At 56.9% G+C, this 21880-nt stretch carries 18 protein-coding genes; 5 read left to right on the top strand and 13 right to left on the bottom strand.

Features of this window, described 5'->3' with window-relative positions:
- The first annotated feature begins 1 nt into the window (after nucleotide 1).
- Both IEX74_RS16400 and IEX74_RS16405 read left to right on the top strand, forming a co-directional pair.
- Nucleotides 2–1126: an acyltransferase family protein gene (locus IEX74_RS16400; RefSeq protein WP_188815104.1), complete on the top strand. Its 1125-nt coding sequence runs from the start codon at nucleotides 2–4 to the stop codon at nucleotides 1124–1126.
- 25 nt (nucleotides 1127–1151) lie between these two features.
- On the top strand, nucleotides 1152–1313 hold the full coding sequence (locus IEX74_RS16405) for a hypothetical protein (protein ID WP_188815105.1): 162 nt from the start codon (nucleotides 1152–1154) through the stop codon (nucleotides 1311–1313).
- A 78-nt stretch (nucleotides 1314–1391) separates the two neighbouring features.
- Here IEX74_RS16405 and ftsZ read toward each other — a convergent pair whose 3' ends face one another.
- From ftsZ to mraZ, 13 genes are all read right to left on the bottom strand, one after another.
- Nucleotides 1392–2894 carry a cell division protein FtsZ gene (gene ftsZ / locus IEX74_RS16410; RefSeq protein ID WP_188815106.1) on the bottom strand — a complete coding sequence of 501 codons (1503 nt, stop codon included), beginning with the start codon at nucleotides 2892–2894 and terminating at the stop codon, nucleotides 1392–1394.
- A 104-nt stretch (nucleotides 2895–2998) separates the two neighbouring features.
- Entirely contained in the window at nucleotides 2999–4369 is a 1371-nt protein-coding gene (gene ftsA, locus IEX74_RS16415; protein WP_188815107.1) for a cell division protein FtsA, read from the bottom strand.
- Nucleotides 4370–4458: 89 nt separating this feature from the next.
- Complete coding sequence (locus IEX74_RS16420) at nucleotides 4459–5223, bottom strand: cell division protein FtsQ/DivIB (protein ID WP_188815108.1); 765 nt, start codon at nucleotides 5221–5223, stop codon at nucleotides 4459–4461.
- Nucleotides 5207–6643 carry a UDP-N-acetylmuramate--L-alanine ligase gene (gene murC, locus IEX74_RS16425; protein ID WP_188815109.1) on the bottom strand — a complete coding sequence of 479 codons (1437 nt, stop codon included), beginning with the start codon at nucleotides 6641–6643 and terminating at the stop codon, nucleotides 5207–5209. The genes IEX74_RS16420 and murC overlap by 17 nt, the downstream gene beginning before the upstream one ends.
- Entirely contained in the window at nucleotides 6640–7779 is a 1140-nt protein-coding gene (murG, locus tag IEX74_RS16430; RefSeq protein ID WP_188815110.1) for an undecaprenyldiphospho-muramoylpentapeptide beta-N-acetylglucosaminyltransferase, read from the bottom strand. Before murG ends, murC begins: the two co-directional genes overlap by 4 nt.
- 131 nt (nucleotides 7780–7910) lie before the next feature.
- Complete coding sequence (locus IEX74_RS16435) at nucleotides 7911–9092, bottom strand: FtsW/RodA/SpoVE family cell cycle protein (protein WP_188815111.1); 1182 nt, start codon at nucleotides 9090–9092, stop codon at nucleotides 7911–7913.
- Nucleotides 9093–9145: 53 nt separating this feature from the next.
- Nucleotides 9146–10537: a UDP-N-acetylmuramoyl-L-alanine--D-glutamate ligase gene (gene murD, locus IEX74_RS16440; protein WP_188815112.1), complete on the bottom strand. Its 1392-nt coding sequence runs from the start codon at nucleotides 10535–10537 to the stop codon at nucleotides 9146–9148.
- A gap of 125 nt (nucleotides 10538–10662) precedes the next feature.
- The gene (gene mraY / locus IEX74_RS16445) at nucleotides 10663–11883 is read right to left on the bottom strand and encodes a phospho-N-acetylmuramoyl-pentapeptide-transferase (RefSeq protein WP_188815113.1); all 1221 of its coding nucleotides are present in this window, start codon (nucleotides 11881–11883) and stop codon (nucleotides 10663–10665) included.
- A gap of 112 nt (nucleotides 11884–11995) precedes the next feature.
- Complete coding sequence (locus IEX74_RS16450; protein WP_373285584.1) at nucleotides 11996–13483, bottom strand: UDP-N-acetylmuramoyl-L-alanyl-D-glutamate--2,6-diaminopimelate ligase; 1488 nt, start codon at nucleotides 13481–13483, stop codon at nucleotides 11996–11998.
- Between the two features lie 73 nt (nucleotides 13484–13556).
- Nucleotides 13557–15872: a PASTA domain-containing penicillin-binding protein gene (locus IEX74_RS16455; RefSeq protein WP_188815114.1), complete on the bottom strand. Its 2316-nt coding sequence runs from the start codon at nucleotides 15870–15872 to the stop codon at nucleotides 13557–13559.
- Nucleotides 15856–16578: an FtsL-like putative cell division protein gene (locus IEX74_RS23275; protein ID WP_229755335.1), complete on the bottom strand. Its 723-nt coding sequence runs from the start codon at nucleotides 16576–16578 to the stop codon at nucleotides 15856–15858. The genes IEX74_RS16455 and IEX74_RS23275 overlap by 17 nt, the downstream gene beginning before the upstream one ends.
- Before the next feature lie 143 nt (nucleotides 16579–16721).
- Nucleotides 16722–17654 (bottom strand): 16S rRNA (cytosine(1402)-N(4))-methyltransferase RsmH, encoded by a 933-nt coding sequence (rsmH, locus tag IEX74_RS16465; RefSeq protein WP_188815115.1) that lies wholly within the window; start codon nucleotides 17652–17654, stop codon nucleotides 16722–16724.
- Nucleotides 17651–18124, bottom strand: a complete 474-nt coding sequence (gene mraZ, locus IEX74_RS16470; RefSeq protein WP_188815116.1) for a division/cell wall cluster transcriptional repressor MraZ — start codon at nucleotides 18122–18124, stop codon at nucleotides 17651–17653. The genes rsmH and mraZ overlap by 4 nt, the downstream gene beginning before the upstream one ends.
- 447 nt (nucleotides 18125–18571) lie before the next feature.
- Here mraZ and IEX74_RS16475 point away from each other — a divergent pair, with 447 nt between their 5' ends.
- From IEX74_RS16475 to IEX74_RS16485, 3 genes are all read left to right on the top strand, one after another.
- Nucleotides 18572–19012 carry an HYC_CC_PP family protein gene (locus tag IEX74_RS16475; RefSeq protein WP_188815117.1) on the top strand — a complete coding sequence of 147 codons (441 nt, stop codon included), beginning with the start codon at nucleotides 18572–18574 and terminating at the stop codon, nucleotides 19010–19012.
- 98 nt (nucleotides 19013–19110) lie between these two features.
- Nucleotides 19111–21393, top strand: a complete 2283-nt coding sequence (locus tag IEX74_RS16480; protein WP_229755336.1) for a TonB-dependent receptor — start codon at nucleotides 19111–19113, stop codon at nucleotides 21391–21393.
- 94 nt (nucleotides 21394–21487) lie between these two features.
- Entirely contained in the window at nucleotides 21488–21871 is a 384-nt protein-coding gene (locus tag IEX74_RS16485; protein ID WP_188815118.1) for a heavy-metal-associated domain-containing protein, read from the top strand.
- Nucleotides 21872–21880: the final 9 nt, after the last annotated feature.

Genomic DNA, 21880 nt, shown 5'->3' on the forward strand with positions numbered 1-21880 from the left:
CATGGCCCCTTCTACCCTCCGCTCCGCGCCTCCCCAGCCGCGTGCACTTTCGACTACCTATCTGCCTGCTCTGACGGGCGTACGGGCGCTGGCGGCTTACCTGGTCTTTCTCCACCACTTCAACCCTTTTCAAGCGGAAGGATCTACGGAGTTGCTCAACCGCATTGTGCTGGAGTTTCACATCGGGGTTCCGATCTTCTTTGTACTCAGTGGGTTCCTGATTACCCTGCGCTACTACGGCACTGAGCAATGGAACCGGCGCTGGTGGGGCACTTACCTGCGCAACCGCGTGGCTCGGATTTACCCGATGTATTTCCTGCTCACCACTGCCTTTTTCCTGCTGCGGTTTTATGATGAAGGGCATTTCGCTTTTCGTACCTGGCTGTTTAACGTCCTTTTTCTGCGTGGCTTCTTCGATGAGATGAAGTACTCGGGCATCGCGCAGGGCTGGACGCTCACCGTTGAGGAATGTTTCTATTTGTTTGCTCCTCTGGCTTTTATGCTCCTGCGACGCCGGATAAAGCTCTGGTTACAACCGTTTTTGCTGCTAGGCCTAGGTTGTTTGCTGGTGCTAACGCTGGGTTCGCTTCAGCATCATGGCTTGTTCGGTGATTTCAAATTTATGCTGCTGTTCACCTTTTTTGGGCGCTGCTTTGAATTTTATGCCGGCATGCAGCTAGCCATTTGGTATCGCCAAGGGCGCCTCCGCCGCTACGCCTTTCCTGGCCTGCTTACCAGCCTAGGTTTGCTGATGATAGCTGCCGCATTAAGTGCTATGGTTTGGACGAAAGGTGATTATAGCTATGGGCAGGAACACCCTTTCGGTGTCGCGCTGAACAACGTGGCGCTACCCGGCGGCATCATTACCTTCTTTGCTGGCCTGCTTATTGAACGCACCTGGCTACAGAGGCTGCTGGCCTCGAAGCCGTTGCAGCTATTAGGCAAAAGCTCTTATGTCTTTTATCTGATCCACATGGGGTTTATCCACGATTGGCTGGCAACGCATTGGACTGAGAATTCAGGCAAGCTTTTTGTCATACTAAATATTCTAGCTATTGTACTTTATTATACAGTGGAGCAGCCGCTGAATCGCCTTTTACGACGCTCACCGGCTTCTGCCAACTGACCACCCTTAAGTAGCTCTAATTTGCATGAACCTTACTCGCTTTTTCGTCCTGCTCCTGCTCACGGCCCTATCGGCCTGTAGCGTTGCCTCGCACTCGCGCACCTCTACCGCCGACCGCGAAATGGCTGATCCGATGAATATGAATCAGGCACAGCTCACCGACTCAACCACAACGGTACCGCGGTAGGAATGAACCTGATACAAAAAGCCAGGCCGGCTGAAGAATCTTCAGCCGGCCTGGCTTTTTGTATTTACTACCTAATGCTTAGTCCACGTTGTCGTGCAGAAAGCGGTTATCACCTAGTAGCTCGTTGTCGTCGGAGAGGTTGAAGCGAGAGATGTTGCGCTCGTTTGAGGGCACTACATTCTCCAGCTTCACATGGCGACGCAAGTAAGCCGGCGTATCGAGTTGATCCTTGATAGCATCATTTGTGAGGCCGTTGCTGAGCTCCTGCAAACGACGACGGCGCTCTTCCGCCCGGGCATCCAACGATGGCCGTGCAGCTGGCGTGGGGGCCGGAACTGGCTGCGGCTGCGGTGCGGCCTGGTACACCACCGGCTCCGGTGCCGGCGACGAAGGCGCGGCAACCGGCGGCACTTGCGCCGTGTAAGGTGAAGTTTCCAGATCAAAGGTCACTTTCGGCGGCTCCGGAGCAGCAGCAACTGGTGCGGGCGCTCCAAACGTTGGCACGACGGGTGCCGGCGCATCCTGCCGATCTTTGTCGAACAGGTTGATCTGCGGATCAGGCCCCGCAGTTGACTCTGCCCTAGTACCTAGGCCCTGGATGCTGATGTTGTGCGTCTCGCGAGCGAAACCCGTGGCAATAACCGTCACGCGGATGCTCTGACCTAGGGTCGAGTCGATGCCGTGGCCGAAAATCACCTCAGCGTCCTGACCAGCTTTATCCTGAATGTACTCCGTGATTTCCGTGAGTTCATCCATTTCCAGCTCGGCCTGGTCGCCCGACATGATGCTGAGCAGAATCTTCTGCGCGCCGTGAATGTCGGTGTTGTTGAGCAACGGCGAAGCCAAGGCTTCTTCAGCGGCACGATGAGCGCGGTTTTCGCCCTCCGTGATGCTACTGCCCATTACGGCAGCGCCGCTGTCCTTCATCACCGTTTTCACGTCTTCGAAGTCCACGTTCACCTCTGCCGTGACAGTAATGATTTCCGCGATGCTCTTCGCAGCGGTGCTCAGCACATTATCAGCCTTGGCGAAAGCGGCACGGATAGGCAGATTGCCGAAAATCTCGCGCAGTTTATCGTTGAGAATCACCAGCACCGTGTCGCAGTTTTCGCTCAGCTCCTTGATGCCGTGCTCCGCCTGCTGACGCTTCTTTTTGCCCTCAAACATGAAGGGCGCCGTCACAATGCCTACGGTGAGCACACCTAGCTCCTTTGCCACTTTCGCAATTACCGGAGCGGCACCCGTGCCCGTACCACCACCCATGCCGGCCGTGATAAAGACCATCTTGGTGCCATTGCTGAGCAATTCGCGGATTTGCTCGCGGCTTTCAATAGCGGCTTGCTTGCCCCGCTCCGGGTTGGCGCCGGCACCTAGCCCTTCGGTCAGGTCAACGCCAATCTGGAGTTTATTCGGTACTGAGCTGCTTTGCAGCGCTTGTTTATCCGTGTTGCAAATGACGAACTCAACGTCTTTGATACCTTGGCTAAACATGTGGTTGACAGCGTTAGAGCCGCCCCCACCCACGCCAATCACCTTGATGATGGAGTTGGATTGCGCCGGGATGTCGAATTTATAATTCATTTGAGAAATGTTAAATGTTGAAGGTTGAATGTTAAATGAGGGTCAAACAGCTCCGTTTCAACGAATTAATTCAACACTCAACATTTAAAATTCAACATTACATTTTAATACTGCTTATCGTCAAAATCGTCAATCAACAGCCCTTTGGTACGGCTGATGATGTCCATAAAGAACTTGCCAGCACCCGAAGGCTTCTTCGGCTGGGCAGGTTGTTCGGGCTGCTGCGCCGGTGCAGGCGGTGTAGCCGGGCGAGCCTCAGTTACGGGGCGGAACACATGCTGTTGCTGCGGCTCCTCTTCGTAGGTGCGGGTAACGCGCTCATCAATCGAGCGGTAACCCGACAGCACCAGCCCCACGGTAGTAGCATACATCGGCGACTTCACTGCCTCAATCTTGCTCTTACCTAGGTGCTCGTTGGGGTAGCCGATACGGGTATCCATACCGGTGATATACTCCGTTAGCTGCACGAGGTTCTGCAATTGCGAGCCGCCGCCCGTCAGCACGATGCCGGCTGCCAGCTTGTCGCCGTGACCAGTGCGCTGAATCTCAGCGTATACCAGCTCGATGATTTCCTCCATCCGAGCCTCAATAATATGAGCTAGGTTCTTGAGCGAAATCTCTTTGGGGGCACGGTCGCGCAGGCCGGGGATGCTCACGATTTCGTAGTCGCTGGCTTCCTCGGCAATGGCTTTGCCGAACTTCACCTTCAACTGCTCGGCCTGATTTTGCATCACGAGGCAGCCTTGCTTGATGTCCGACGTAACGATGTTGCCACCGAAAGGCAGCACCGCTGCGTGCCGGATAATCCCATCTTTGAAGATCGCTAGGTCGGTGGTGCCGCCACCAATGTCGATCAGCGCCACACCAGCCTCCTTCTCTTCATCGCTCAGCACCGACATACTCGAAGCCAGGGGCTCCAGAATCAGGTTGTCGATTTCTAAGCCGGCTTTGGTCACGCACTTATTGATGTTGTTAATTGCCGTGCTCTGGGCCGTGATGATGTGGAAGTTGCCTTCCAGACGCACACCCGACATGCCAACGGGGTCCATGATACCTTCCTCGTAGTCCACCTTGTAATCCTGGGGCATTACGTGGATGATTTCCGAACCGGGCGGCGTCACGAGGCGATACATATCGTTGGTCAGGCGGTTCACGTCGTCCACGGTGATTTCGTTGTCCATGGAAGCGCGCGTGATGCTGCCGTTGTGTTGCAGGCTCTTGATGTGCTGCCCGGCAATACCAACGTTGACTACGCCGATATTGATACCCGATTGCTCTTCCGCCTGCCGGATGGCCTTTTTAATGGCATCAACGGTCTTGTCGATGTTCGACACGATGCCCCGTACGACGCCTTCCGACACCGCTTTGCCCATGCCGAGGATTTCAAGCTTGCCAAACTCGTTTTTTCGTCCAACGAGGGCGCAAATTTTTGTGGTGCCAATATCGAGGCCGACTACAATCTTATCGTTTTGCATGGGTAGAGACAGGCGAGAGAGAGTGATAATTTAGTTGCAAGAGGTTGTTCTTCGAAAACGCAACGAGGCGCGTCGCAGGTACAGTACGGTTATTCGCAAATGATCTGGTCCTTGAATTCAACGTTGACACGGTGGTACGTGTCCCAACCCAGGGCCGGCGGAATTTGCCGGTAAAATACCATTAGTTTCGCGAATTTTTCTGAAATATTATCTGGAAAGCCGAATTCAACACGTTGGTCACCGACTTGCTGGGTGAACGAAACCTTACCGTTGGGCCCGATAAATACCTCCGCCACCTGCGCCCGCCAGAACGGATGCTCATCAATATAGCGAAGTAATTCGAGGTAGCGCTGCCCGGTGGAATCCCGAAAAAATCCAGCCTGCAACGGCGCATTGCCCTCCCGCAGCACCGGCACCACCCGGGCGGTAAACAAAGGCGACAACGGCAGCTGCTGGCCTTCCGTGTCGAGGTAGCTGTCGAGGCGTGTATCAGCGTGGGTGAGACGGGCTATCGGGCGGTTCTGGCGGACATCGGCGTGCAGGTTGCCAGCTAGGTCGCGGTACACCTGCGCATCCTTCACGAAGCTGTGTGCTTTTAGGCGCGCCTCCAGTGCTTTCAAGTCTAGGTCATCCGGGCTAGCCCCTACCAACGGCTGCTGGCCGTTGCGGGTCAGCAGGGCCGTTACTTCCTTTTCGCTGATGAAGTAGTTGTTGAATTCGTTGCTGATGGTCACGATGACGCTGCCCACGGGCCGGCTTGCCTGCCGAACGCCGGCAAACACAGCTAGCCCGGTGAGCAAGACTAAGCACACCGTCGCGAAAATCAGGTTGTTGGCTTTACGCTTCAGCTCCATTCCAGCGCTCGGTTAAAATACTCCTTAATTGTGGTACTAATTGGTCAATGTCGCCCGCGCCAACAGTAGCTAGCACGTCAAAGTCGGTGTCGGTTTTAGCGGCAGCCAGCACTTGCTCCTTGGTTTGCAAGGTTTTGCGCGGAGCCGTCACCTGCGAAAGAATCATATCCGACGTCACCCCCGCAATAGGTAGCTCCCGAGCCGGGTAAATATCCAGCATCACTACTTCGTCGGCCAGGCTCAGGCTTTCGGCAAAGCCGGGCGCAAAGTCGCGGGTACGGGTAAACAGGTGCGGTTGAAACACCACTCGGAGGCGCTGCTTGGGGTAGAGCGCCCGCAGAGAACGTAAGAACGCCTCTATTTCGCGCGGGTGGTGAGCATAGTCATCTACATATACTTTCCGGCCCGCTGTTACGATAAATTCGAACCTACGTTTCACGCCTTTGTAGGCTGCTACGGCTGTTCGAAGCTTATCTTCTTGAACACCTTCAAGTTGGGCTACGCAAGCAGCAGCCAACATATTTTCCACATTGTGGTAGCCAGGTACTGCCAGCTCTAAATCGGCCACATCTCCGAGTGGCGCGTGCAGGTTGAAGCGGAACTGATGACCTTGGGCCGTGATGTTGGTTGCGTACAAGTCGGTGGCCTGCGCGGCATCTAGGCCATAGCGAACCACGCGCACCCCAGTGGGCACGGCATCAGCCAAGCTAGGGTCAGCGGTGTGGTTGAGCAGCAACATGCCACCCGGCTTGATCTGACTTACAAATTGCCGGAACGATTCTACCAAGGCGTCTTTATTGCCGTAAATATCAAGGTGGTCGGCATCGGTGCTAGTCACGATGGCCACATCGGGGTGCAGCGTGAGGAAGCTGCGGTCGTATTCGTCGGCTTCTACTACCACCGGAACATTGGCCAACAGCTCGCCTTCTGTTTTGGGTGGCAATAGCAGGTTGGAACCTAGGTTCACAGCAATGCCACCTAGAAAAGCCGCACACGGCACGCTCGCGTGGTGAAGCAAGTGCGCCACCATCGATGAGGTAGTGGTTTTGCCGTGCGTACCGGCTACGGCAATGGTGCGTTGCCCGGCCGTAAGCAGACCTAGCACCTGACTCCGCTTACGGATATCGTAGCCATTTTCGCGCAGCCACGCCCATTCCTGATGGTTAGCGGGAATAGCGGGCGTGAGCACCACCAGCGTTTGCGCCCGATTAGTGCGCACCTCCGCCGGAATATTCTCCACGGCATCCTCGTAGTGCACGATGATTCCTTCGGCAGCCAAAGCCTCCGTGAGTGGCGTACAGGTCTTGTCGTAGCCACTGACCTGGTGGCCGTTGACTTTAAACCAACGCGCCAGCGCCGACATACCAATGCCACCGATACCCAGGAAGTAGACGTAAGGGAAGGCTGCTACCGGATTCATGCGCGGTCCATCAGGGCTAAGAGTTCATCCACAATCACCGTTGTGGCATCGGGGTGCGCAAGGCGGCGCACGTTCTGGCTGAGCTGCTGCTGGCGGCCCGGGTTAGCAAGCAAGGTTAGGGCTTGGTCGTAGAGCTTGGCAGGAGCTTCGGCATCGGTAACCAAGATGGCCGCCTCGCGCTCTACCAAAGCCAAGGCATTTTTGGTTTGATGATCTTCGGCAACGTTGGGCGACGGCACCAGAATGCTAGGTTTGCCCGTCAGGCACAACTCCGATACCGACAACGCTCCAGCGCGAGAGATGACCACGTCGGCCGCGGCGTAAGCGAGGTCCATGCGCTTCACAAACTCCAGCGCTTTCAGTCCAGCTTCAGCGTATCCGGCGGCCTGTTGCTGGGCTTCGGGATAATACAATTTGCCGGTTTGCCAGATTAGCTGCACGCCGGCTTCGCGCAAACGCGACAGCGCCGCCGCTGTGGCTTGATTCAGGGTGCGCGCACCTAGGCTCCCACCCACCACCAGCAGCGTTTGCTTTTCAGGCGAAAGCCCAAAAAATTGTAACGCTTCCGCTCGATCACCACCCGCAATTTCCGTCCGAACGGGGTTGCCCGTCAGCACGAGTTTAGCGGCGGGGAAGAACTTTTCCATGCCTTCGTAGGCCACACAGATACGGTCGACTCGGCGGCTGAGCAGCTTATTAACGAGCCCTGCGTAGGAGTTCTGCTCTTGAATGAGCGACGGAATGCCCCGCGAAGTAGCGGCCAGCAACACCGGCGCGGAGGCATAGCCGCCTACCCCAACTACCGCATCGGGGCGGAAACTTTCGACCAGCTTACCCGCTTTGCGCACGCTCCGGAATACCCGCACCGGAAACAGCAGGTTCTGCGGCGTCAGACGGCGTTGCAAGCCGCTGATGTCGAGCCCTACAATTTCATAGCCCGCCTCCGGCACTCGCGTCATTTCCATCCGACCGTTAGCGCCCACAAACAGAATCTCCGCTTCCGGCTGACGGCGGCGCAGTTCGTTGGCTATAGCTACTGCCGGAAAAATATGCCCGCCCGTGCCGCCACCACTGATAATGACGCGGTAAGGCCTGAGAGAAGTGGCAGCTTTCTGGTTAAATGTAGACGCAGGCATGGGTGGGTGGAAATGTTGAACGGGTGGTTTCAACGGAGTTTGGCTGGTACTGCTTCCTGGTTCTTAAATCAAGTAAGAGCGAATGCCTACTTAGTTGCTAGGCAATACGCAAAGCTCGACAGTAAAGCTAGCTAAGCGTATGCGGTTTTCTTCGGAATGCGCGGCGTATCGCTGGGCTGATCCGTCATAGGGCGTACTTCCATCTCGCCACGGCTCACGCTCAGGATAATCCCGATGCTGATGCCTGTGAAGATCAGCGAAGTACCGCCCATACTCAGCAGCGGCAAGGGCAGACCCGTAATCGGACCTAGGCCGACGGCCACGCCCATGTTTACCATTGCTTGTAAGACTAAGCTAAAACTCAGCCCCGCCGAGAGCAGTCCACCGAAGGCCCCGGCGCTGTTCATCACCGTTTTTAGCCCTCGATAGAGAAAAGCCAGATATAGGAACAGCACGAAAGCACCGCCCGTCATACCGTACTCCTCAATAATCACGGCGTAAATAAAGTCGGAGTACGGGTGCGGCAAGATGTTACGCTCGGTGCTCTTGCCTGGTCCCTTCCCCGTTAGGCCGCCCGTTGCGATAGCAATATAGCTATGTTCCAGCTGAAACGGCACTGGCTTCGACTTGTCGGTGAAGCTTGATATGCGGCTCACTACCGTTTTGTAGCGCTGTCCCGAAGCTAGGCCTACCCCGCCTACTACCAAACCAATGGCGACCATCACGACCATCTGCTTCAGCGGCACGCGCCCGATAAACATCAGCAGCAGGCACGTCACGAACAACAGCAGCGCCGTAGAGGCGTTACTCATGATGATGATGCCGCAGATCAATCCGACCCACAGCATCACGGGCAGCAGCGTCGTTTTGAAGTCCTGCACGTGCTGCTGGCGGCGGCTCAACATACTGGCTAAGTGCGCAATGAGAGCTAGCTTAGCTAGGTCGGAGGGTTGAAAGGTTTGGTTGATGATTGGGATAGTCAGCCAGCGGGAAGCGTCGTTGAGGGTGGTGCCGCCGAAGAAGAACGTGAACAGCAGCAGCGGCACCGACAGCAGCAGCGCGTACAGCGACAGGCGCGAGTAGTAGCGGTAGTCGATGCGGTGGGCTCCCCACATGAACACCAAGCCTACCAGGATCAGACCCGTGTGCTTGAAGAGGAAGTACTCCGTGTTGCCGCCCATCTTCTTGTACGCCAGCGTGCCCGTGGCCGAGTACACCACCGCAATACTGATAAATGAAAACAGCAGCACGATGCCCCACAAAACTGGGTCACCTTTGAGGTTGCGTTGCAGCCAGAGTTTGACGGGTTCCATAGAATGACAGAGTGGCTGAGTGACTAATTAAATAAGGAGTGACGAACAGAGAATTAAGCTCGATGACTTGCTTCACTACTTCGCTCCTCGGCTACTGCTTCTACTGCTGCCGCGAATTGCCGCCCACGGTCTTCGTAATTTTTAAATAAATCGAAGCTGGCGCAGGCGGGCGAGAGCAACACTACATCGCCGGGCTGGGCTAGCTCGACGGCACGGCGCACGGCGGTTTCCACGCTTTGCGTTTCCTCCAAATGCGGCACTACCTCGCCGAACGACGCCTTCAGCTTTTCATTATCTACTCCCAGGCAAATAAGCGCCTTCACACGGGCCTTGGCTAGGGAAATCAGTGAGGTATAATCGTTGCCCTTGTCGGTGCCGCCGGCAATCCAGATAATAGGCTGCTTAATGCCGTCCAGCGCATACCACGCGGCTTCCACGTTGGTTGCTTTAGAATCGTTGATAAAACGAGCGCCGTTTATTTCCCCCACAGGTTGGAGGCGGTGGTCGGCGTTACGGAAGGTACCTAGGGCCACTTCTATCATCGCTGGCTGCACGCCGGCAGCGCGGGCCGCCAGCACAGCAGCCAGGGTATTCTGACGATTGTGCTGGCCGATAAGCGACGACGCGGCCGTACTCAAATGCACATCGTCGTCGGTGCGTACGGCCGACATGGGCAGGCATAGCTCCTGCTCGGCGCAGTAATAGCCTGCCAGTTGGTAATCGGGACGCTTGTGCAGACTGAAGGGCAATAACGTTGCTTCGCAGAACACGGCCTGGAAGTACTTCTGAATCACCGCATCGTCGGCGTTGTAGATGAAGAAGTCCTCTGCTCCATCTAGGTTCTTGGCGATGCGCAACTTGGCCTGGGCATAGCTCTCCATCGAGTAGCCGTAGCGGTCGAGGTGATCGGGCGTGATGTTGAGCAGCACCGCAATCCAGGGCCGGAACTCGTAAGTATCATCGAGCTGGAAGCTGCTTAGCTCCACCACGTAGTACTCGTGCTTGTCTTCCAGTACTTGCTCAGCCAGGGAATAACCCACGTTGCCCGCCAGGCCCACCTTGTATCCTGCTTCTTTGAGCAAGTGATAGGTGAGCAGCGTAGTTGTGGTTTTGCCGTTCGTACCCGTGATGCAGATGCACTTGGCCTGCGTGTAGCGGCCGGCAAACTCGATTTCGGAAATAATCGGAATCTGCTTTTCGCGCAAAGCTTGAATGACAGGCGCTTTCTCCGGAATACCGGGACTTTTGATGACTTCGTCAGCCGTCAGAATCTCGTCCAGCGTGTGCATATTTTCCTCGAAGCGGATACCGGCTTTGGTTAGCTTCTCCTTATATATAGGCTGGATCGGGCTGCGGTCGGACACGAACACGTCGTGGCCTTTCGCCTGCGCCAGCAGCGCCGCTCCTACTCCACTTTCGGCCGCACCTAGGATTATAATCTTCATATTTATCGTTCAGAAGTTTTTAGCCCGCAGAGGGCGCAGTGATTTCGCAGAAGACGCAGAGGCTGTTCTAGAACGACTCAGCGCCCTCTGCGTTAAACACTGCGTCTTCTGCGGGCTAAAAACCATTAGCGTAGTTTTAAAGTCACAAGCGTTAATACCGCCAGCATGATCCCCACAATCCAGAAGCGCGACACGATTTTGGACTCGTGATAACCTAGCTTTTGGTAGTGGTGGTGCAAGGGCGACATGCGCAGCAAGCGGCGACCCTCGCCGTACTTCCGTTTCGTGTATTTGAAGTAGCTGACCTGCACCATTACCGACAGGTTTTCAATCAAAAACACCCCGCACAGAATCGGAATCAGCAGCTCTTTGCGCACAATCAGAGCCAGCACCGCGATGATGCCGCCGATGGCCAGCGAGCCGGTGTCGCCCATAAATACCTGGGCCGGATAGCTGTTGTACCAGAGAAATCCGACACAAGCCCCGACAAAGGCGGTACAGAAAATCACCAGCTCCCCGGAGTTGGGGATATACATAATATCCAGATAATCAGCCAGAATCGAGTTACCACTCACGAAAGCAAAAATTGCCAGCGTGATACCAATGATGGCCGAAGTGCCAGCCGCTAGGCCATCCAAGCCGTCGGTGATGTTGGCGCCGTTGCTGACGGCCGTGATGATGAGAATGACAATGGGAATGTAGAGGAAGCTGTAGAGCCCGTTGAAATATGGCCCTGCGTATTGGAACAGGTTGCCGTAGTTTAGCTCGTTGTTCTTGGCGAAGGGGATAGTCGTAATCATCAGCTTCACGTCCTGGTACACCGTGCTGGCATCCACGGCCGAGAGCTGGCCGCTGGGCAATAGGTATTGACGAACCGTAACGTCGTTCGAGAAAAACAGCACCCAGCCAACCGTAATACCTAGGCCCACCTGACCGAGCACCTTGAAGCGGCCCGCGAGACCTTCCTTATCCTTCTTTACTACCTTAATATAATCGTCGAGGAAGCCGATCAGACCTAGCCAGATTGTGCTCAGTATCATCAAGACGATGTAGATATTATCGAGCTTGGCAAACAGCAGCACGGGTACCAGGATGGCGAGCAAGATGATGAGGCCGCCCATCGTGGGCGTGCCTTTCTTCTCCATCTGGCCCTGCAAACCTAGGTCGCGGATACTCTCTCCCACCTGCTTGCGCTGGAGAATGCGAATTAGATTTTTGCCGAAAACCTGCGCAATGAGCAGCGAGGTAATAACCGCCATGGCGGCCCGAAACGAAATAAACTGAAACACACCCGCGCCCGGGATGTGATAGTGTTTGTAGAGGTACGTGAAAAGGTAATAAAGCATGGGCGCAGCGGTCAGCAGGTAGCAGTTGAGATTATTCCAAACTGCAAAGATTCCGTTTTTTGGATTGCGGTCAACTGTTGTCTTTTTAAGGGTTTTTGGCTAGGTCGGCGAATTATTTCCCTAGTAAATCGAACATTTCCTGCAAAACCTGTTTGTCGTCGAAGCTTGTCCGGACGCCTTTTATCTCCTGGTAGGTTTCGTGGCCCTTGCCCGCTACCAGCACAATGTCGCCGGGTTGGGCCAAAGCACACGCCGTTTTGATAGCCTCGCGCCGATCTGGAATGGTGAGCACCTTACCTAGGTCTTGGGCCGCCACGCCGGCCTGCATCTGGGCCAGAATGTCGTTTGGGTCTTCGAAGCGCGGATTGTCGGAGGTGAGCACCACGCGGTTGGAGCCTTTCACAGCCAGGTCGGCCATGATGGGCCGCTTCGCGGCGTCGCGGTTGCCGCCGCAGCCTACTACCGTAATCACCTGCTGGCTAGGCTGCCGAATCTGTGCGATGGTGCTAAGCACATTTTCCAGCGCGTCGGGCGTGTGCGCGTAGTCGACAATGCCGGTCACGCGGGTTTTCGCCGATACCGTTGGCTCGAAGCGGCCCGGCGCCGACGTCAGCCCCGACAGAATCGTGAGTACCTCGGTTGCGTCTTCGCCCAGCAGCACGGCGGCCCCATACACGGCCAGCAGGTTGTAGGCGTTGAATACGCCAATAAGGCGAAACTGCACATCCTGGCCGTTGATTTCGAGGTGGAGGCCGTGCACCGCGTTTTCCACGAGCCGGGCGCGGAAAGTAGCCAGGCTTCGCAGCGAGTACGTTTCGCGGCGGGCGGCGGTGTTTTGCAGCATTACCATGCCGCGCTTGTCGTCGGCGTTGGTGAGGGCAAACGCCGTTTTGCGCAGGCTATCGAAGAAGCCCTTTTTGGCCTTCAGGTACTCATCGAACGTGCCGTGATAGTCGAGGTGGTCGTGGGTGAGATTGGTGAAAATACCGCCCGCAAACTGCAACCCTGTCACGCGGTGCTGCACCACGGCATGCGAGCTGACCTCCATAAAGGTGTGCGTGCAACCCGCCTGCACCATTTGCGCCAGCAAGGCATTCAGGCGGATGGCATCGGGGGTAGTGTGCGTAGCGGGTACTACCTCCTCGTCAATCTGGTTTTGTACCGTGCTCAGTAGGCCTACGTGGTAACCTAGCTCCCGGAACAGCTTGTGCAGCAGCGTGGCACAGGTGGTTTTGCCATTGGTGCCGGTCACGCCTACCAGCTTGAGTTTCTTGGAAGGATGATCGTAGAAAGCCGCGGCCATGTGAGCCATAGCTTCGGCGCTGTCCGGCACCCGCACGTAGGTTGTGCCGGAGGCTAGATCAGCTGGCACTTCCTCACAAACGACTACCGCCGCACCCTGCGCTACAGCTTTCGCAATAAACTGATGCCCATCGGTTTGGACCCCGCGCAGAGCGAAGAAGGCTAGCTCCGGCGCGGCCTGGCGCGAGTCGAGCGTGAGGCCACTGACGAGGGCCTCCGCCGGTCCATGCTGCTCCAGCACCGTGACAGCGGCCAGCAAATCGGAAAGTGGGCGGGTGATGGGTGGTATGGTAGACAAGACGAGTGAAGGTTATTTTGAAGCTGTTAGCTTTCAGGCAATTGCTATCAGCCAGTAGCTAATAGCTCTATTATTAGGCTTTTGCTTTTGACAGCGGCGTCTGTACGGTGAGTTGCTTTGGAGCTTTTGACTTAGGCGAAGGTTTCGCGGCCGTCTTAGCACTAGCCTCCATCGAGGGCATTACTAACTTATTACCAGCTAGGTGCGCCGGAGTCTCCGCAGGCGGCGTGGTCGGAATTACGATGGTGGGCGTCGACCCAATGGGCGCCAGTTCCAGCATAACCACGGAACCACGTCGAACGGGACTCCCGGCTGCTATCGACTGCCGCTGTACGCGGCCGGTACCTAGGGCACGCACCCGCAGCCCGCGGTTTTCGAGCAGAAACAGGGCATCCCGTAGCGTCAGACCTTGTACGTTCGGCACGCGACCCGGCCGAACAGCTGCCGACTGCCACGTCAGCGACTTCGCGCCGGAGTCGGATGAAGTAGTAGCCCGTACCCAGTCGTCGCCCTCGGCCCGCGAGTGAGTGCTGACACCTAGCTGTTGGCACACTTCCATCAGCTCGTCCTGCATCCCGGCTTTCACCATCGGTACGTGCGACTTGTTCACCGGAGCGCGTGCCAGCAGCGGCCGTTGGCTGGCGGCGTCGCGGGCCATGGCTTTATCGGCCACTTCGCGGAAAATCGGTGCCGCTACCTGCGCCCCCGACCAGTTGCCGCGCTTCGGCGAATCGACCACTACAATGCAGCTGTACTTGGGCTTATTAGCCGGGAAATAGCCGCAGAAGCTGGTGGAGTACATTTTGGTGTACTGCCCGTTTTTAAATTTCCAGGCCGTACCGGTTTTACCCGCAATCGAGTAGTCGGGTGTGCGGATAGCACGGGCAGTACCTTCTACCACCACGCCTTCCAGCATGGCGCGCAGCTTCGTCAGCGTTTCGTCAGAGCAGATTTTCGGAATCAGCACTTTCGGCTCGTAGTGTTCCAGCACCTGCCCATTCTGCTTGATTTCCTTCACAATCATCGGCTGTACCTTCACACCGTTGTTGGCGATGGAGTTGTAGAAGGCCAGCGTCTGCAAGGGAGCTAGCTTCAGCTCGTAGCCGATGCACATGGTAGTGAGCGACGTACGACTCCACGAGCGGTCCGTAGGATCTTTAATGTAAGGCCTAGCTTCACCAGACATCTGAAAACCGAGGGGCTTATTCAGGCCAAACTTCTTCAGATACTCGGCGTAGCGCTCGGGCTTTTTGTTGAACTCCCGGTCAGTGAGCACGGCCACCCCGATGTTGGAAGAAACTTCCACCACTTGCTTCACCGAAATCTTGCCGTAGGCGTGCGTATCGGTTTTCACCGCGCCACCAATGCGCATCGAGCCGGAGCGGCCGGTGTTCACCGTATCGTCGAGCTGAATACTGGGGTTCTCTTCAAACAGCGCCATCATGGAAGCTAGCTTGAACGTTGAGCCCGGCTCGGTGCGCCCTTGGTCGGCGAAGGCGTAGTTATAGTCTTCGCGGTACACGCCGTCGGCCACCTTACCTAGGTTTGCCACCGCCTTGATTTCGCCGGTCTGCACTTCCATCAGAATCACGCAGCCATATTGGGCATCGTTCTGCACCAACGACTTATAAAGCGCATTCTCGGCTACGTCTTGCAGGTTAATGTCCAGCGTTGTCTGGATGTCGTAGCCGGGTTGGGGCTTTACTTCGGTGCCGTCGTAAATCGGTTTATTGCCGCCGGGCAGGCGCTCAAACAGCGCTTCGCCGTCTTTGCCAGCCAGGTAGCGGTTGTAGGTAAACTCCAGACCTGCACCATTCTTATCTTCGTTCAGGAAACCAACGGTGCGCTGCGCCAGCCCGCCAAACGGCCGGAAGCGCTTGTCTACTTTCTCGAAAATAACGCCGCCTTTGTTCTTACCGGCCCGAAAAATAGGCCACGCGGAAAGCATCTTTTTCTCCTGATAATTGATCTGCCGCGAGTTGAGGCGCAGATATCGCAGGCCCGGATTCTTCGCCCGCTTGGCATTTACTAAGCGCCGACGGTATTCCTGCTGCGAACGGTCACCGAAGAAGCGCGACAGCAGCAGCGCCAACGAATCGACGCCCCCGCGGAAGACCTTTTCATCTACCACGCTCGGGTCCCAGGCCACCCGGTAGAACGGCAGCGAGGTGGCCATCATACTCTTGCCGTCGTCGGCCAGGATGTTGCCGCGCGTGGCGAACACCGGTTGGTACACCACCCGGCGCTCCTGCTCCAGGGCGCGCCACTTCTCCCCTTCCTTAAATTGAATGCGCGACACCTTCCAGATAATGGCCGCCGAAAACAGGCAGACACCTAGGAAAGCTAGGCGTACGCGCGTGACAATCGCCTTCTTAACGTTTCCTTTCATTACCATGAGCTGCGGAATGATTGGATGAGTGAGTGGTAGTAGTTTCCGGCTGATCGACGTCGATAACATCGGCGGTAGGCGCGGGCGGCCCGGCCTCGGTGATGGTAGCATCGGCCGGCGGCGCTACGGTGGCCAATGAATCAGCCCTGGCTCTGGCAGCAATTGAATCGGCCGTCAGCAGGGGCACCATGTCCAGGGAAGCTTCATCCAGGCGACCGGCCGGCACGCTGATGCGGAAAGGCGGCGAGGAGCTTTCCACTAAGCCATAAGCCGCCACTTTGCGGGCCACCTCGCTCTGCTTGCTAGCCTCCATGTAGTCGGCTGATAGCGTGGTATAGTCAGCGCGCAAATCTTCTGTCTCCAACTTGATCTTCTGGATATTACGGTTCATGCGGTACGCGTAGTGTGTGTTGCCGATGTACACCAGCGTCAGAAACATAATGAACAGCACATGCGGCAGGTAGCGCACCGGCAAACCCTCCCGAAACAGCCCATCCATCCGGGTCAGGCGGTCGAGCAGCGTGAACACGCTCCAGGAGCTACGCGGCTCGCGCTCCGGCCGGGGCTCGGGCGCAGATTTTGGCTCCGGCTTTGGCGTCGGCTCGGGGGCGGGCTGATGCACCGGCTCCGGCACAACGGCTACTACCTCGCGCGGCACATTCGCGCGGGGCTTCGTAACAGGTGGTTTGATGGTATTCAGAGCCATAAGTTTTTTCAATGTGCAGTGAGCAATTAGCAATCAACAGAGACCAAGTACCGAAGCTCAGCAGGCTGGATAGCTTGAGTCAAAGCCAATCTTCGCTGCTGTTTCACAGCCGACTTTTGAAGATCATTGTTCATTGCTCATTCTTAATTGTTCATTGTTTTAACTGCTATCCGCAGCTTGGCGCTGCGGGCGCGGCTGTTTGCGGCCACTTCCGCCGCCGAAGCTTCGATAGGCTTGCGCGTGATGACTTCGAAGGGAGTGTGCGTATGTCCGTAAAAATCTTTTTCGGCTTCGCCGAAGAACTTGCCTTTGGCCATGAAGTTCTTCACCAGCCGGTCTTCGAGCGAATGATAGCTCATCACCACCAGTCGGCCGCCGGGCCGCAGCACTTGCGCCGTTTGCTGAAGCATGTCCTGCAAGGCGCTCATTTCGTCGTTCACCTCAATGCGCAGAGCCTGAAATACTTGGGCCAGGTACTTGTTCTCCTTGCCGCGGGGCATGCAGCTGGCAATGGCCTGCTTCAATTCCCCAATAGTGCTGATTTGCCGCCCGCGCCGCGCCATCACGACGGCTTTGGCGAGAGTGCGGGCGTTCGTCACTTCCCCGTACATGCCGAAGATGCGGTGCAAGGCCGCCTCGTCGTAGTCGTTGATCAGGTCGGCGGCGGTTTGCGGGCCTTCCGGGTCCATGCGCATGTCCAGCGGCCCGTCGAAACGGGTGCTGAAGCCGCGCTCCGGCGTATCAAACTGGTGCGATGACACACCTAGGTCGGCCAACAAACCATCGACGGGCAGCGCACCGAGGCGGGCCAGTTCCTGGTGCAGGTCGCGGAAGTTGGCGCGGATAAACGTAAACTGCGGCCGGGCTAGCTTAGCCGCTTCACGCTCGGCATCGGCATCCTGGTCAAAGCTGTAGAGATGGCCGGTGGTGAGGCGCTCCAGCAGCCGGGCCGAATGGCCGCCCCCGCCGAAGGTCACATCCACGTAGCGCCCTTCCGGCTGCAAGGCTAGCCCTTCCAGACACTCGGCCAGCATCACGGGCCGATGATAGGCGGTATCGTTGAGGTAATCGCTCATGCGGCAGCGGAGCCGCCGAGCGGCATATCGGTGGAAAGAAACTTCTGGGCCAGCTGCGAGAAGCTTTTCTGGTCTTTGATCAGGAAGGCATCGTAGCGCTCCGGGTCCCAGATTTCGCAGCGGTTGCCCAGGCCCACGATGATGGCTTCCTTCTCGATACCGGCGTAGCGCAGCATGGTGCGCGGCAGCATAAAGCGCCCAATCGTATCAAGCTCTACCTCGGTCATGCCGCGGAAGAAGTTGCGCTGAAACTGCCGATACTCCTCGTTGAACTCATCCAGGGCCATCACCTTGTCGTGAATCACGCGCCACGACGAGCTAGGGTACAAAACCAGGCAGGGCTCAAACCCGCGCACCAGTACAAGCTGGTTGCCTGTCTCCTGCGGCAGACTTGCCTTCACCTTGGCGGGCAGCACCAAGCGCCCTTTCGGGTCCAGCTTGCACTCGTATTCGCCAGAGAGAAGATTCATGCCGGGTGGGCTCAGGTGAGGGATAATAGCAAAAGTACTCATTGCCCCCGAAAAGCCCACCACGATTTACCATTTTCTACCACCACTCCGAAAGGCAGTCAAAAAGCTCCTAAAAGCGGTTTTTACCAGCTGTAAAACCTAGGTTTGATAAAAAGTGGTAGCAAGTGGATAAACTACCAACGAAAACAGTGGGCAAGTATCTGTCTGAGAATAATAAAATTTTCCTACTCTGGAATACAACAATACCATAGCTTTCTTAGCAATGCCTCACAGTTTATAGACTATTATATACTAAGATTAACTACAAGCAGAACTACATCCTCATGTCCACTTAGCTACGAGAATAAAATCTCAACTCTAGCTTGCGCTGACCTAGGTCTAAATTCCGCACCTGCCGATGCGCTATTCTGCACATGTCATTGGTCGGTCGTGCGTATCTTTGTGGCTGTGAAACGTCCGCTTGCTCACCGGCTGTTCAGTGGCTTTTTGGCCCTGCTGGTCCTCACCGCTTCGGTGGGGCTGACGGTGCTGCGCCATACCTGTAGCCAGAGCGGCCACACCACCACGGCGGTCATCTTCAGCACGCCGCACCACGGCTGCCCGACTGCGGCGCAAACCCCGAAGCACTCAACCAGCGCCCACCTCAAAGGTGCCTGCTGCGACTTTAAAGCGCACTTCCACAAACTCGATGCCTCTTCGTCGGCTGTGAGTTTGGTCAAAAGCCTGGTGCCGGATTTCACAGGGGCTTGGCTACCTACCACCGCCTGGCCTCTGGTACCGACGGCGCCTTCGGTGGCGCAAGCCGCGCCGTGGCATGCTTCGGATAGCTCGCCCCCACCCCGCGCCGGCCGCACGCTGCTGGCGTTCGTCTGCACCCTCGTCATCTAGTAGGGTTTCCTGAAGTTGCTCACGCGAGCAACGGCCGTTTCGTGCATTCACGAGGCTAGCCTGTTTCTCTTCGGAAATCACCCTAACTTATTGACAACATGAATCTTTCTTTCGGGCGCATGGCTGTGCTCACGCTTGGCGTTTGGCTAAGCAGCCGCTATGCCGCCTTGGCTCAATCGGGGGCAATGGCCCCGGTGCGCGGGCAGGTGACGGATGCTGCTTCCGCGGCGCCGCTGCCGGGCGCGGTAGTGCGCTGGCGCGGCACCGCCGACGGCGCAACGACCACCGACCAAACTGGCTCCTTTACCCTGGTGCGGCCCGCTGGTGCCGCCGACCAATTAATTATCAATTTTCTAGGCTATCAGGCCGACACTATCTCTCTCAGCACCAGCTCCTATGTGCGAGTAGCGCTACGGCGCACGGCCGAGCTAGGTGAGGTGAAGGTGGAAGGCCGCACGCAGAGCTACTCGGCCCTGACGCCTACCAACACGCAGGTTATCACGAGCCGCGACCTGACCAAATCGGCGTGCTGCAACCTGGCCGAAAGCTTCGAGACGAACGCTTCGGTGGAGGTTTCTACCACCGATGCCGTATCGGGCGCCAAGCAGATTCAATTGCTAGGCCTAGACGGCGCGTATTCGCTGCTGACGGTTGATAACCTGCCCGCTTTGCGCGGCCTTGCCACGCCGTACCGCCTTGGTTATCTGTCAGGTACCTGGATTGAGGGCATCGACATTATCAAGGGTATGGGCTCGGTGGTGAATGGCTACGAGAGCATTTCGGGGCAGGTGAACGTGCGCTTGAAGGAACCGGAAAAGACAGACCGGCTCCTGTTCAACGCGTACGCCAACGACCTAGGTAAATTCGACCTGAATCTGAACTTATCGGCCCAGGTTTCGCCCAAGGTGAGCACGGCCGTGTTGCTGCACAACGACCACCTCGGCAACCGCGTCGACCGCAACAAGGATGGCTTTCTGGATCTGCCTCTGGCCACGCAGTACAACCTGTTCAACAAGTGGAAATACAAGTCGGGCAAAGGCATAGTGAGTGAACTAGGCCTAGGTGCTTTGCGCGAAACGCGGCAAGGCGGGCAGGTAGGTTTTCGGGAGAGCAATGCGGCCGGCTACTACGGCACTACGCTCACCACCGACCGCTACACGGGCTACAGCAAGACCAGCTACACCTGGCCAGGCCGCCCCTACCAGAGTATTGGCTTGATGCTCACGGGCACCAGCCACGCCTTTGACTCGCAATACGGCGTGCGTACCTACGACGGCACACAGCGCACAGGCCTGGCTACCATGATGTTTCAGAGCATCATCGGGACAACGGCGCACACGTACCGCGTGGGCCTGAGCTACCTCCACGACGACTACCGCGAGGTGCTGCGTCAGGGTTTTACCTACGTAAATGAAACGCCAGACCAGCAATATCAGCGCGAGCATCGCAACCGTTTTGAGCGGGTGCCGGGTGCTTTTGCCGAGTATACGTACCAGAATGCCCGCAACCTCACTGTGGTTGGTGGGCTGCGCCTCGACCGCCACAACCTGTACGGCTGGGTGCTCACGCCGCGGCTCAATGCCAAGTACGACCTGACACCCAGCACCATTCTGCGCGGGGCGGCCGGGCGGGGCTTCCGGGTCGCTAATCCGATTGCCGATAACATCGGGATGCTGGTTAGCTCGCGCACCTTCGTGATTGACCAAAACCTGCGGCCGGAGCGCGCCTGGAACGTGGGCGGCAGCTTCACGCAGTACTTCACCTTGGCGGGACGGCAGGCTACGTTCGTGACGGACTACTACTATACTTGGTTTCAGAACCAGATGGTGGCGGATTCTTATACCGATCCTAGTCAGCTCATCATCAGTAACCTAGCTCCGGGTGGCAAGTCCTTCTCGCGCAGCTTCCAGGCCGAAGTACAGGTGGAGCCCCTCAAGGGCTTGCAGGCCAAAGCTGCCTACAAATACCTCGATGTGCGCACCGACTACAATGGTCTGCTTTTGCCGAGGCCGCTCACGGTGCCGCACCGGGCATTTGTAAACCTAGGGTATGCGTCGGCCTTCGACAAGTGGCGCGGCGACTTCACGGTGCAGTGGTACGGGCAGCGGCCGCTGGCGCCGCACCCAGGCGCTCATCAGCACAGCCTCACCGACAACACGCTGCCGCTCACGCCGCGCTTTGCGCTGCTCAACGTCCAGTTCACCCGCGCCTTCAAGCGCATAGAGCTTTACGCGGGCGTCGAGAACCTGACCAACTACCGGCAGCGCAACCCCATCACGGGCGCCGCGCAGCCATTCGGCCCCGATTTCGACGCGGCGATGGTGTGGGGTCCCACCTATGGCCGGCTGACTTATGCGGGGTTGCGCTTCAAAATAGAGTAGCGAATCCGAATTTTTTAACTCCTCCGTTGTTTCATCTTTGCCGGGTCGCCTTTCAGGCAAAAGCAACCTAGCTTCTTCTTAACCCCCTTTCTTCATGAAAACGCTCTCATCTTTCCTGTTGGCCGTGGCCATGCTTTTCACCGTGTCGGCTGCTCAGGCTCAGGATGTTGCTAAGGCGAAAGCCAAAGGTGCTACCGAGCAAGTGCAGTTTAAAACCTCGGCCGTGTGCGACATGTGCAAAGCGCGCCTTGAGAAGTCCTTGGCCTACGAGAAAGGCGTGCAAGCCGCCAACCTGGATGTTTCCAGCAAGCTGCTCACCGTCACGTACCGCCCCGACAAGACTACGCCAGAAGCGCTGCGCACCGCCGTGCAGCGCACCGGCTACGATGCCGACGACAAAACCGCCGACGCCCGCGCCTACGACCGCCTGCCCGACTGCTGCAAGAAGACCAACAACACGCATTCCGATACGCACTAAGCGGCACAC

The organism is Hymenobacter cavernae (genome assembly GCF_014641455.1).
Classification (GTDB): Bacteria; Bacteroidota; Bacteroidia; order Cytophagales; family Hymenobacteraceae; genus Hymenobacter; species Hymenobacter cavernae.

Excerpts from the sequence above, each read along its gene's own strand:
- IEX74_RS16400 (WP_188815104.1), top strand. The coding sequence starts at position 2 with ATGGCCCCTTCTACCCTCCGCTCCGCGCCTCCCCAGCCGCGTGCACTT.
- mraZ (WP_188815116.1), bottom strand. The coding sequence starts at position 18,124 with ATGAATCTTCTCTCTGGCGAATACGAGTGCAAGCTGGACCCGAAAGGG.
- ftsZ (WP_188815106.1), bottom strand. The coding sequence starts at position 2,894 with ATGAATTATAAATTCGACATCCCGGCGCAATCCAACTCCATCATCAAG.
- rsmH (WP_188815115.1), bottom strand. The coding sequence starts at position 17,654 with ATGAGCGATTACCTCAACGATACCGCCTATCATCGGCCCGTGATGCTG.
- IEX74_RS23275 (WP_229755335.1), bottom strand. The coding sequence starts at position 16,578 with ATGGCTCTGAATACCATCAAACCACCTGTTACGAAGCCCCGCGCGAAT.
- murC (WP_188815109.1), bottom strand. The coding sequence starts at position 6,643 with ATGAATCCGGTAGCAGCCTTCCCTTACGTCTACTTCCTGGGTATCGGT.
- IEX74_RS16480 (WP_229755336.1), top strand. The coding sequence starts at position 19,111 with ATGAATCTTTCTTTCGGGCGCATGGCTGTGCTCACGCTTGGCGTTTGG.
- IEX74_RS16485 (WP_188815118.1), top strand. The coding sequence starts at position 21,488 with ATGAAAACGCTCTCATCTTTCCTGTTGGCCGTGGCCATGCTTTTCACC.
- ftsA (WP_188815107.1), bottom strand. The coding sequence starts at position 4,369 with ATGCAAAACGATAAGATTGTAGTCGGCCTCGATATTGGCACCACAAAA.
- murG (WP_188815110.1), bottom strand. The coding sequence starts at position 7,779 with ATGCCTGCGTCTACATTTAACCAGAAAGCTGCCACTTCTCTCAGGCCT.
- mraY (WP_188815113.1), bottom strand. The coding sequence starts at position 11,883 with ATGCTTTATTACCTTTTCACGTACCTCTACAAACACTATCACATCCCG.
- IEX74_RS16435 (WP_188815111.1), bottom strand. The coding sequence starts at position 9,092 with ATGGAACCCGTCAAACTCTGGCTGCAACGCAACCTCAAAGGTGACCCA.
- IEX74_RS16420 (WP_188815108.1), bottom strand. The coding sequence starts at position 5,223 with ATGGAGCTGAAGCGTAAAGCCAACAACCTGATTTTCGCGACGGTGTGC.
- IEX74_RS16455 (WP_188815114.1), bottom strand. The coding sequence starts at position 15,872 with ATGAAAGGAAACGTTAAGAAGGCGATTGTCACGCGCGTACGCCTAGCT.
- murD (WP_188815112.1), bottom strand. The coding sequence starts at position 10,537 with ATGAAGATTATAATCCTAGGTGCGGCCGAAAGTGGAGTAGGAGCGGCG.
- IEX74_RS16405 (WP_188815105.1), top strand. The coding sequence starts at position 1,152 with ATGAACCTTACTCGCTTTTTCGTCCTGCTCCTGCTCACGGCCCTATCG.